This is a genomic window from Ruegeria sp. K7, from assembly GCF_056531785.1.
The window spans coordinates 104,038-116,196 of record NZ_JBQFMJ010000012.1; the positions used below are offsets into that span (position 1 = coordinate 104,038).

Below are 12,159 nucleotides of genomic sequence, written 5' to 3' on the forward strand. Positions count from 1 at the left end.
TCCACGCTCGGGCGGTCCGCGAGTCAACGATAACAGTCGTGGAACTGGACACTCATGGGCCTTACGGTTTCGCGCGAGGATCGTGTGACACTTTCCATGGTCGACAGATTGCTAGTCCGAAAGCGCTGCGTCGAGCGCGCATCGGACCGATGTCCAACCGATGGGTCTAACAGCCCACTCCGCTTGCCCGAGATCAGCCCGAGCACTCGGGACCCACTGCCCTTATTCGGGAAGGTATTTGTCGGACCGCTGCATTGCCGCTGCCCCGGTCTTGATCATGTGATCAATTGCATCTTCGGCCAACCCGATCCGCGCCAGGATTTCGCGCGTGTGGGCCCCATATTTTGGCATGTGCGAAGGCACTGTGATACGGCCCTTTTTCGGGCGCACGGCATTTGGCGCCACCAGATCAGTCCAGCGGCCCATCGGATGCCGGTCATGGCGGATCGCGCGGAATGTCGCCTGTGACAGATCAACCGCTCCACCGCTTTCCGGTTGCAGGGCGGCATCGCGGGTTTCGTGCAGCGACCCTAATGGAACAACGGCGCTGGACGAAGCGGCGAATGCTGCTTTCCAAAAGGCCACGGGACGTTCGCGGAAGCGCGATGCCAGGTCGGCCTGCACTTCAAACTCCGATAGATTGGCAAGTTCGGCAAGTTCGGGGATATTCGCCAAAGCCTTCTCTCGCTCGGTTGGGGCGGCGAAGAATATCCAGCCGTCCGCCGCTTTATAGCAATGATAGAACGGCCCCCAGCCCAGCGCCTGACGCCCCGAAGGTTCGTCAAACGACGCCCGCCCGTCATAATCATACATGAACTGGGCCTGAATCAGGTTGCCCGCAGCCGCCAGCGAGGCGCGCGCAATACCGCCCTCTCCTGTCTGGTCCAGCCGCATCAGCGCCCCACCAAGCGCCACGCAGGCACAGTACCCGGTCAAAACGTCGATCGTGCCAAAATGCGCGTGCTCTTCCGGCGTTTCCATGCCGCCGCCAAAACGCACCATGACACCGGTGGCCGCCTGGGCCAGATCGTCATAGCCAAGGTGGTTGGACTTCGGCCCGATCTTCGGCCCGCCAAATGCGTCTAGCTGAACCAGGATCAGCTTCGGATTGATGCTTTTTAACCGGTCCGGCGACAACCCCAGCGCATCGCGCTGCGCATCGGTGCCGTTCATGGTGATGACGTCGGATTCAGCGATCAGGCGCGCCAGTGCCTCTTGCCCTTCGTTGCTGCGCAGGTTCAAAAGGATGCTCTTCTTGCCGCGATGCGCGTGCATGCCAAAGACAACGGCATTCCAAGGGTCTACCGAAGGGTCGACCGGTTGTACCAAAGTGACTTCGGCTCCGAACCGTGCAAGGGTCGAGCTGATGGTGGGGCCGGCGATGACATTCGTCAGGTCCAGAACCTTCAGCCCGTCCAGCCAACCCTGTCCGGCGGTATCAAAGACCGCCGAGACCCGGGGCGCTTCGGCCAGAAGCGCGGCAAGATCGGCGGGCTTGGCCGCATGCTTGACCGGAGCCTCGGCATCTTCTGCCAGCCACGCGACATTGCCCATCTGGCGCATCCTGCCGTGCACGGGATGTTCGACCTCCAACACAAGACCCGAAGCCAGCGCGTGCGGATCATTCAGCCATTCCTGTGAGGATCGCTGGGCCGTTGCCGGTGCTTTCGATGCCCCGAACAGCGCCTCCCACTCGTGGGCCGGGCGGGTCAGAAAGGCCTCTTTCATCGCGGTGGATACGCGGGCGCGGTCCGAAACGCCGACCGGATAGTTGCGTATAGACCATTCCGCGGGCCAGTCTTTCTGATCCAGATAGGCGTCAAAATCTGGCAGGCTTTCAACCATATCGCCAAGCCCAAGCGTTCGAAGCGCGCGTTCAGGATGACCCTTGATGCTGCATGCCACAACATAAAAACCCCGGCCATCTGCGCAGGGGTAGGTCCGGTAGAACGGGTCGAGGAATTCAGACAATTCCGAAAACTCCAGATTCAGCGGCAGACCTTCTGCCGCGCGCCGTTCCAGTTCAACTTCTCGCGGGGATTTGTAGCGGTCCGGATAGTCCTCGATTTGCTGACAATTGTAGACCAGCCCCTCCAGGAGGGCCGAGGCCAGCGGAACCTCAATATGATCCCCGCCATTTCTGCCCCGCGCGCGAAGTGCAAACAGCACCGACATGGCGCCAAACGTTGCCCCGTAGGCCGAAGCCAGCCCCAGCGGAGTGAAGGATGGGTTGATCCCCATAAGCCGGCGGTTCAGGCCCATATCCGTGAACTGCCCTGTGCGCGCAGCGATCACTGCCTCCCACGCTGCAATATCGGCCAGTTCCGGATCGGTCGAGGCAAAGCCGGGCATCGATAGTGAAACAATGGCGGGATTTGCCTGCCGCAAGGCGTCCGGTCCCAGACCAAGACGTTTCATCACACCCGGCCGGAAATTGTCGATGACAACATCGGCGCGCTGAACAAGTTGCAGGGCTGTCTGAAGACCGCCTGGCGATTTAAGGTCCAATTCCAGGTTGGATTTTCCACGTGACAGCATATCCGATGCGGGTGACTTCAGGCGCGGTCCGCCCGGAGGATTGATGCGGATCACATCCGCCCCCATATCGGCCAACATCATCCCGACCAGCGGCCCGGCCAGATATTGGCCGAAATCAAGAACCCGAATGTTCGAAAGCGGTCGGTTGCGCATGGTGGTCAGGCCCTTTTGCCGGTGTGGTTGGTTCGACTGCAAATTGGGTAAAGCGTAGTCTTGAATTTTCTGCGGGCGTTGTCCTAATTTGCCAAAAAACATCCCAAATCGGACGAGATGCTGGCGCTCAAAATCAACGTCCTGCTGTTTGACAAATTTTCCAACATGCTGCTGGCCTGCCTGTTGGAGCCGCTGCGCGTTGTTCGGGATCAGACCGGCGCCGACATCCACTGGTCTATTGTGACGCCTGACGACGATGCAGTTCGCAGCTCCAGTGGTCTGCGTCTTTCGCCGGACGTCACCCTGGTTGACGCGGGCGCCTGCGATCTGTTGATGGTGGTCGGCGGAGACGAGTTTAGGCAGAACGCCTCGAAACCGGCCAGCAGAAAATGCGTCGCGCTGACCAGACAGGCGGAGACGGTCATCGGGGCGGATACCGGGGCGTGGTTTCTTGCTTCCTGGGGATTGCTGGACGGGCGTCGGGCAACCCTGCACTGGCAAACACTGACTGAGTTTTCGGAGGCGTTTCCAAATGTCGAGACCCTGCCGGACAGATTTGTCCGCGACGGTCCGATCTGGACCTGCGGCGGCGCGTCGACGGCCATGGATTTGATGATCGCCCTGATTTCGGAACGATACGGTGACGCGCTGGCGCATGATGCGGCCAGCATGTTCCTGCATGACGGTGCGCGGTTCGATGGGCTTGGACACAGCGCCATGCAACCCAAAGGGTCGGAAAAACTGCGGCGCTGCATTTCCATAATGGCAGAAAATGTCGAGGCTCCGATGCAAATCGTGGACCTCGCGCGGCGGGCCAACCTTTCGGTTCGGTCCATCTCGCGCATCTTTGTCAAAGAGCTTGGGATGCCGCCCCAACGCTATTACCAGTTGATGCGCCTGTCGCGCGCCCGCGACCTGGTTGCACACACGAACCTTGTTCTGGAAGAGGTTGCGATGCGCTGTGGCTATTCCTCCGCACAGTCTTTGTCCAAGGCGTTTTCGCGGCAGTTCGGCGTCAGCATCGGATCGACGCGCAAGCACAAGCAAATGTGGTGATCTGCCCGGTACGGTGACGCTACTGCGTCTCGTTGAGAACCGGCTTGATCTCTTCCAGTGCGCGGTCGAACGCATTCAGGGTGTCCGTGACATCATCGTCACTATGCGCAGCCGATGTTACGGCGCTCATCGCGGACATCAGGTCAACGCCGTTGCGGTTCAGAGCATCCTGTAGCCCCGCGACCAGCTTGGGTGCGGGTCCGCGAATGGTCGCGGCGGGTATCCCGTCCATCGACCCTTCGTGCGGCCCGAACCAGAGGTGGAACGTCGAGCTTTCGCCATAGCACAACCCTTCGATTCCGTGTTTGGAGAACAGCGCGTTCACGCCACTCCGAATATCCGCCGCGATCCTGTCCGCATGGGCCTGGGCCGAACCATCCGCCAAAAGGTCCATCATCACCGATCCGGTTGCGGCAACGATGGGCGCCCCGTTGAAGGTTCCCTGGTGCAGCACAGCCGGGGTATGTCCCCGGGTCGTGACGGACGGGTCGAGCATCGCCATGACCTCGGCTGTGCCGCCGACGGCACCGCCCGGCATACCGCCGGTGACGATCTTGGCCATGGTCGTCAGGTCGGGCGTGGTACCGGCCAGGGCCTGACGCCCACCTGGGGACCAGCGGAAACCAGTGATGATCTCATCCAGGATCAGCAGGCCGCCATTTCGATGCGCGGCGGATTGGGCGGCTCCCAGAACCGCCTGCGCCATCGGCACTGCGCCGTAATTGGCGCCCGAGGCTTCGACAATCACCGCAGCATAGTCCTTGGTGGCGAGCATCCTGTTCAACATGTCCGCATCAGGCGGGCAGATGTCGGTCAGCGCTGCGACGGCTGCGGGAACGCCCAGTGATGGTGGCACATCCGATCCCGGTTTTGCCCCCTTCAGAACGTGATCATGCCAGCCATGGTAGTGCCCGTCCACGCGAAGGACCTTGTCACGGCCGGTGAAGGCGCGGGCGATGCGCAGGGCCAGCATCGTAGCTTCGGTTCCGGACGCTGTGAAGCGGACCCGCTCTACCGACGGAATCAGATTGCAGATCTTGCGTGACCAGTCGACCTCGCTCGGGTTGCAGTCAGCCGCAAAGATCGCTTGCGCCGCTTGCGCCTGCAGGGCTTTGACAATTTCGGGGTGGCAATGGCCCATCATCTGGCTGGCCGCACCCATCTTAAAATCGATATATCGATTGCCATCAGCGTCCCACTTATGCGCGCCCAGCGCACGGGTGATATAGATCGGGTTCGGCAAGCGCCAGCGATAGCGGTGTGAGATGCCCCCGGGCATCGATTGTCGGGCTTGCTGAAACAGGTCGCTGGATTTGGTCATCTGTCCTTCTTGCCCTTCACCAAATTTGCCCGCCGCGGGCCGAGTGGCCCCGGCTGTCAGCACGTTTCTTTCCAGCAGCGTCGGCCCGCGCGGCGTCAGCCAGATGCCGCGATGTCGAACAATCGACTGCGCCCGCACCAAAGATCGCATCGCATATGTGACCAGCCACGCCACCCTCCTGCTTTTCAGCCACTCTGGCGACAAGGAAACAATCGGGCAAGACGACTTTTCGGTAACGGATTCTCCGGACTTCCGGTGCTGCAGAACGGACCAGGCAGGCTTGGCTTACAAAGCTCTTGGCCACAGCCAGATGTGAGGCGCGCGCATCTACGTGGGCGCGAAACGGACAGAGCGTTGCCGATCAGGTGGATGGGAAAACGGCTGTTTTCTTTACCGTTCCATAGACAAAGCTGGTATCGATGGAGGCGATACCGCCAATCGGGTGTATGCGATTGCGGATAAAGTCTTCGTAAGCCTCGAGATCCGAAACAAGAACGCGCAACTGATAGTCCATGGCACCGGTCAGCACATGGCATTCGAGAACTTCCTCGATCATCCGAATCCGCCCTTCAAAATTCTGGACATCCGTTTCGTTGTGCCGCTCCAGCCGGATACGCACAAAGACGGTAATAGCCATCCCGTATGCGGCGGCGTCCACATCGGCGCTGTATCCCTTGATGATCCCACTGGCCTCAAGGTTCTTGACCCGGCGCAGGCAGGGCGAGGGAGAGAGGCTGACCGCATCCGCAAGATCCTGATTGGTCATGCGCCCATCCCGTTGGAGGGCACGGATGATCTGTCTGTCCTTGGCGTCCATTTTCTTCCCTGCAGTTGGCAGATCCTGCCAATATTTTCCTGAATGTTGGTATATTTCGCAACCCTTCACCCAAAGTAAAGGCGCAAACTGGCTTCAACTGGAATCAGGAGTTTGTCATGACCCGCTCAACCGGCTTTGCTACCCGCGCCATCCACCATGCTTACAACCCGTTGGAAAATGACGGCGCGCTGACCCCGCCGCTGCATTTGACCTCGACCTTTTCCTTCGAAACGGCCGAGGCCGGCGGCGAGATGTTCGCAGGTGAACGCCAAGGCCATATCTACAGCCGTATTTCGAACCCCACATGCGATCTTCTGGAACGCCGGATTGCGGTGCTCGAAGGGGCAGAGGCCGGACTGGCCCTTTCCAGCGGCATGGGCGCGATTACCGCAGTGCTTTGGACCCTGCTGTCGCCGGGCGACGAAGTTATCGTCGACAAGACACTCTATGGCTGCACCTTTGCGTTCATGCGCCACGGGTTGGCGAAATGGGGCGTCACGATCACGCATGTCGATATGACGGACCCTGAAAACCTGCGTGCCGCTGTGTCGGACAAAACGCGTGTGGTCTATTTCGAAACGCCGGCAAACCCGAATATGCGGCTTGTGGACATTGCCGCCCATTCAAAGATCGCACACACGGTCGGCGCAAAGGTCGTGGTCGACAACACTTATGCCAGCCCATATCTGACCCGACCGATTGAACACGGTGCCGACATCGTTCTGCATTCCGCCACCAAATACCTTGGCGGGCACGGAGACGTGGTTGCTGGCCTGGTCGTGGGCTCGGCGGAACAGATTGCCGAGATCCGCCTGGTCGGGATGAAGGACATGACCGGCGCGGTGATGGCGCCCTTCAACGCGATGCTGATCCTGCGAGGGCTGAAGACCCTGAATTTGCGGATGGACCGCCACTGCGCATCGGCTGAAGTTGTCGCTGAATATCTCGAGGCCCACCCCGCTGTCGGTGACGTATCTTTCCCTAGTCTCAAGAGTTTTGCCCAACATGATGTTGCGCAGCGCCAGATGTCGCAGCCCGGAGCCATGATTGCGTTTGAAATCAAATCCGGCCTGTCCGGCGGGATCGAATTCATGAACCGACTGACCATGATCCAGCGCGCAGTCTCGCTGGGCGATGCGGAAACCCTGATCCAGCACCCGGCCTCGATGACCCATTCGACATACACCCCGGAAGAGCGGGCCGAGCATGGAATCAGCGATGGCCTGATCCGCCTGTCAGTCGGGCTTGAAGACGTCGAAGACATCCTTGCAGACCTGAAGCAGGCTTTGCCCTACCCTGCCCGCAGCGCCGCTTGAACCCGGAGACCGCCATGCACATTGATCCCACCCAGTTGAAAATCGTTGAACAACGCCTGCTGTGGTTGTCGCATTGGATGATCCACCATGCCAATTATGTCCGGCCCAAGGTGGATGGGATCAAGATCGGTGGTCATCAGGCTTCGTCCGCCTCGATGGTATCGATCATGACGGCGCTCTATTTCTCGGCCCTGCGGCCGGAGGACAGGGTCGCCGTCAAACCCCACGCGTCGCCGGTCTTTCACGCGATGCAGTACCTCATGGGCAACCAGACCCGCGAGAAAATGGAAAACTTCCGCGGATTTGGCGGTGTTCAGAGCTACCCCAGCCGAACCAAGGATATCGATGACGTAGACTTCTCGACCGGGTCAGTGGGCCTGGGAGTCGCAATCACCTCGTTTGCCTCGATCATTCAGGATTACATCAAGGCCAAAAGTTGGGGCGCCGACGCCCCGTTGGGTCGCATGGTTGCACTGGTCGGCGATGCCGAGCTGGACGAAGGCAATATCTACGAGGCGTTGCAGGAAGGGTGGAAGAACGACCTGCGCAACACTTGGTGGATCATCGACTACAACCGCCAGTCACTGGATGGGATCGTACGCGAAGGGCTGTTCGAGCGGATCGAGAAGATCTTTGATGCTTTTGGCTGGGATGTCGTACGCGTGAAATACGGCGTCCTGCAACGCGCTGCATTCGAAGAGCCCGGAGGGGACCGGTTGCGGAACTGGATCGACGCCTGCCCCAATCAGGACTATTCGGCCCTGACGTTCATGGGAGGTGCGGTGTGGCGCCAGCGCCTGATGGACGATCTGGGCGATCAGGGAGACGTCACGGCGCTGATCGAACGGCGCACGGACGCGGAACTGGCGGCCTTGATGGAAAACCTCGGTGGCAACTGCGTCGAGACCATGTCCCGGACATTTGCCGCGATCGACCATGATCGCCCGACATGCTTTCTAGCCTATACGGTAAAGGGCTGGGGCACGCCCATTGCCGGTCACAAGGACAACCACGGCGGGTTGATGAACAACAGTCAGTTTGCCGCGTGGCAGGCCCATATGGGCGTGCTTGAGGGTGAGGAATGGAATCCGCTCGCTGCAGTTGAGGATCCTGAAGCCCTGAAAGACTTCTTGTCCCAAGCGCCATTCTTTGCCAAAGGTCCTCGGCGCTATCTTGATGACAAGCTGGATGTGCCGCCAATAGGGATCGACACCAGCCGTGAGATTTCAACCCAGATGGCTTTCGGCAAGATTCTGGACGCCTTGTCCAAGGGCGACAGCCAACTGGCCGAACGCATTGTGACAACGTCGCCTGACGTAACCGGCACCACCAATCTTGGGCCATGGGTGAACCGTCGCAAGCTTTTCGCGCGTTCCGAACAGACCGACGCCTTTGTCGAACATCGTATCCCCTCGACGGCCAAATGGGAGTTCACGCCGGAAGGGCAGCATATCGAGCTCGGGATCGCTGAAATGAATCTGATGCTGTTGCTGGGCGCGGCGGGTCTTTCGCATTCCCTGTTTGGAAAGCGGCTGATCCCGATTGGAACGGTTTATGACCCCTTTGTCTGCCGCGGACTCGATGCATTGAACTATGCCTGCTACCAGGACGCGCGCTTCATACTGGTGGGCACGCCGTCGGGGGTTACACTGGCTCCGGAAGGTGGGGCGCACCAGTCCGTCGGCACCCCCCTGATCGGGATGAGCCAGGATGGGTTGGCCGCATTTGAACCCGCCTTTGCCGACGAGTTGGCGGTGATCATGGAATGGGCCTTCGACTACATCCAGCGCGACGGCGAGGGACAACCGGACGAGCGCACCTGGCTGCGTGATGAAACCGGAGGGTCGATCTACCTGCGCCTGACGACCAACCCGATCGAACAGCCCGGCAAACGCGTGGACGACGAATTCCGTCAGGGTGCGATCGATGGGGCCTATTGGCTACGCAAACCTGGGCCCAATTGCGAGGTCGTAATCGCCTATCAAGGGGCAATTGCACCAGAGGCGATCAAAGCCGCAGGAGCAATTGGTGAAGGCCGTCGGGACATCGGTGTTCTGGCCGTCACGTCCGCCGATCGGTTGAATGCCGGATGGACCGCCGCCCAACGGGCACGGTCACGCGGAAACAAGGCGGCGCTGTCCCACATCGAAGCCCTGATGTCTGACCTTCCGCGTCACTGCAAACTGATCACGGTGATCGACGGGCATCCTGCGACCCTGTCCTGGATGGGGTCAGTGCATGGACATCCGACGATTCCAATGGGTGTCGAGCACTTCGGTCAGACCGGCACGATCGGCGACCTCTATCGTCACCACTGCATTGACGCCGATGCCATCATCGAAAAGGTGAGCGGATTGACAGATGGGAAACCAATGCACCAACCGAGCATCGGCCTTGTTAGGGACTGACACCCTCTGATCGCAGCGTTTTGCAGGGTGAGGCCCCTTGGTCAAAGACGTCTCACCTCGGCGTGAAATTGCGACCCAAGTATTGCCGGTTTGATTTCGACCAGCTTGCGCCGATCCTTGCAATTCGGACCGGAACTATGGGTCTTCTTCTTGATCCCGGATTCCATCTCCAATCCGACGGCAACCGGGCTGTGGCTGTTCGGAAATCAATTTGAAAAGGCCAGCCAAATTTTCAGCCTGCTATCCGTGACCGAATTCCTTGTCCGCGAAACCATCCACGAGGAAGTCAATCAGGGCCCGAACGCGCCGTGGCAGGAAGGGCATTTCCGGTCGCAGTACGAAGACCCCACCGCCGGCGCTAGGCTCCGCGTGATCCGACAGAACCGGACACAGGCGACCTGTGCGCAAGTCGTCGGATATCAGAAACTCCGGCAACCACGCTATGCCGCGTCCCGCACAGCACGCCGAACGGAGCGCTTCCAGACTATTGCAGGAAAACCCCGACCCGAGCCGCGACATGCCGCCACCCGTTCGTTTGAAGCCCCAATCCGACAGATATTTTTCCGGCCCGAGGCGCAGGCATCTGTGCGCAGTCAGGTCCTCGGGTTCCAGTGGAACTCCGCTCCGCTCAAGATAACCGGGCGCGGCACATGGGATCCGCTGATTGTCCATCAGTTTCCGTGACACGAGGGACGAGTCCGGCAAGATGCCGCTGCGGATTGCGAGATCGAAGCCGTCGCCCACCAGATCAATGATCTTGTCCGTCAGCAACAGCTCGATTTCGACCTCGGGATTAAGCTCCATGAATTCGATCACCAGAGGGACGACATGTAATTGGCCAAGAGCCGCCGAGCTTGTCACACGGATCACACCGCGCAGGTTGCCGGCATCATCGGCAATGTCCTCTTCCAGGGCTGTCAGGCGGGCAAGAAGATCCCTCGCTTCCTCTACATATCGTTGTCCGGCCTCCGTCAATGCCATGCGCCGGGTCGAGCGGACAAGAAGCGGCACCCGCAACCTCTGCTCCAAGAGGTGCACCCGTTTGCCCACCGCAGACGGGGTGTACCCCAACACGCGGGCCGCGGCCGAAAAACTGCCGTGGTCAACCACGGCCAGAAGGATTTCCAGTTCCGTTTTTTGCGACATTTATTCCAAAAACTATTAAAAGCTGATCCAAGATACCGGATTATCGGCGCAAACTTTCCAAATTATCTATGGTGGAGGCCAATAAACCAAGGAGAAATACCTTGCCCATCGCTTCGAAAACCTCCCTTTTTAGCCCGTTCACCCTGCCGAACGGGCGTGTTTTGAAGAACCGGATCGTCAAATCGGCCATGTCGGATTCGCTGGCGGATGGCCGGGGCAACCCGACCGCCGCCCAGATGCGTCTCTATGAACGCTGGGCCGAGGGTGGTTTGGCGGCGTCGATCATCGGTGAAGTGCAGGGGGATCCGCGTTACCCCGAAAAACCGGGTAATCTCGTGCTCGACGAGGCGGCCGATATGGCGGCTTTCCGGGATCTGGCCCGCCGTGGCTCGGTCAACGGGGCGCAGCTTTGGCTGCAACTTGGCCACGCCGGGGCGCTCGCGCATCGACCGATCGGTCATCCCAAAGGCCCAAGCGCTATCGATTTCCCTGATTTCAGCAGTGAAGCCATGTCGCTTGCCGAGATCAGGACCATTCCAGAAAAATTTGCCCGCACAGCCCGTCGGTCTGCCGATCTGGGGTTTGGCGGTGTCCAGATCCATGCAGCGCACGGATTTTTGTTGAGCCAGTTCCTCTCCCCCCTCTTCAACCGTCGAACGGATGCCTATGGTGGCCCGATCCACGCGCGGATGCGGTTGCTGATCGAAACCGTTGACGCTGTGCGCGCCGCAGTGCCGTCTGATTTCACAGTCGCGGTCAAACTGAACGCCACTGACCAGCTTGACGGCGGACTGACGGAACAAGACGCGCTCAGGGTGGTTGCCGGGTTAGACGGGAAAGGCGTCGATCTGCTGGACATCAGCGGCGGGACCTATTTTCCCGGCGCGCCATCTAGTTCCGAACGGGCAACCAAAGGTCCCTATTTTCTCGACTTCGCGCGCGCCGCGCGGCGGTTGACCAAGACCCCACTCATGGTGACCGGAGGGTTCAAGCATCGATCAGAAGCAGACGCGGCAGTCAAATCAGGGGATGTGGATGCGGTCGGCATAGCACGCGGCTTCATCCTGGACCCTGATTTGCCCAGCACTTGGCAGGCTGGGAAAAGTGACCCGGTCTTCCCTCGCTTCGCCACTTTGCCGCCGGGTGGGATGACGGCTTGGTTCACCATGCGAATGACGGATTACGGAGAAGATCGGGACGGGCCGGTGGATCGGGATATTTTTCAGGCTATCGCGGAATATGAAAACCGCGACCATCAGCGTGTAGGGATTTGGAACGAGAAGTTTGTTTGAAAACGCCCCTGCCTCCGAACACGCCAAACATAATCGACGAGGGCGTAGATACTGTCGTGGCTTCTACGCCGATCTATTCCGAAAAGCGCCAACATCGCAAACCACCGTCTAT

Annotated in this window: 8 protein-coding genes; 4 read left to right on the top strand and 4 right to left on the bottom strand. The window is 59.7% G+C overall.

All coding sequences use genetic code 11. The annotated features are described in order from the left end of the window. Window positions 1-222: 222 nt before the first annotated feature. The gene (locus tag ACR0FE_RS17765) at window positions 223-2,691 is read right to left on the bottom strand and encodes a CoA transferase (RefSeq protein WP_480914344.1); all 2,469 of its coding nucleotides are present in this window, start codon (window positions 2,689-2,691) and stop codon (window positions 223-225) included. 117 nt (window positions 2,692-2,808) lie between these two features. On the opposite strand from ACR0FE_RS17765, the gene ACR0FE_RS17770 reads away from it, so the two are divergent. Beyond that, window positions 2,809-3,747, top strand: a complete 939-nt coding sequence (locus ACR0FE_RS17770) for a GlxA family transcriptional regulator (RefSeq protein WP_480490399.1) — start codon at window positions 2,809-2,811, stop codon at window positions 3,745-3,747. A 19-nt stretch (window positions 3,748-3,766) separates the two neighbouring features. Here ACR0FE_RS17770 and ACR0FE_RS17775 read toward each other — a convergent pair whose 3' ends face one another. Next, window positions 3,767-5,242: an aspartate aminotransferase family protein gene (locus ACR0FE_RS17775; protein WP_480914346.1), complete on the bottom strand. Its 1,476-nt coding sequence runs from the start codon at window positions 5,240-5,242 to the stop codon at window positions 3,767-3,769. Between the two features lie 187 nt (window positions 5,243-5,429). Beyond that, entirely contained in the window at window positions 5,430-5,885 is a 456-nt protein-coding gene (locus tag ACR0FE_RS17780; RefSeq protein ID WP_170805871.1) for an Lrp/AsnC family transcriptional regulator, read from the bottom strand. A gap of 116 nt (window positions 5,886-6,001) precedes the next feature. Between ACR0FE_RS17780 and ACR0FE_RS17785 the strand changes: the two genes are divergently transcribed. Together ACR0FE_RS17785 and ACR0FE_RS17790 are read left to right on the top strand one after the other, a co-directional pair. Further along, the gene (locus ACR0FE_RS17785) at window positions 6,002-7,201 is read left to right on the top strand and encodes a methionine gamma-lyase (protein ID WP_480914348.1); all 1,200 of its coding nucleotides are present in this window, start codon (window positions 6,002-6,004) and stop codon (window positions 7,199-7,201) included. 14 nt (window positions 7,202-7,215) lie between these two features. After that, entirely contained in the window at window positions 7,216-9,609 is a 2,394-nt protein-coding gene (locus ACR0FE_RS17790) for a 1-deoxy-D-xylulose-5-phosphate synthase N-terminal domain-containing protein (protein WP_480914349.1), read from the top strand. 240 nt (window positions 9,610-9,849) lie between these two features. Here the strand turns inward: ACR0FE_RS17790 and ACR0FE_RS17795 are convergent, their stop codons facing one another. Beyond that, window positions 9,850-10,755, bottom strand: coding sequence for a LysR family transcriptional regulator (locus tag ACR0FE_RS17795; RefSeq protein WP_480914350.1), 906 nt, complete (start codon window positions 10,753-10,755; stop codon window positions 9,850-9,852). Between the two features lie 101 nt (window positions 10,756-10,856). On the opposite strand from ACR0FE_RS17795, the gene ACR0FE_RS17800 reads away from it, so the two are divergent. Next, complete coding sequence (locus ACR0FE_RS17800) at window positions 10,857-12,047, top strand: NADH:flavin oxidoreductase/NADH oxidase family protein (RefSeq protein ID WP_480914352.1); 1,191 nt, start codon at window positions 10,857-10,859, stop codon at window positions 12,045-12,047. Window positions 12,048-12,159: the final 112 nt, after the last annotated feature.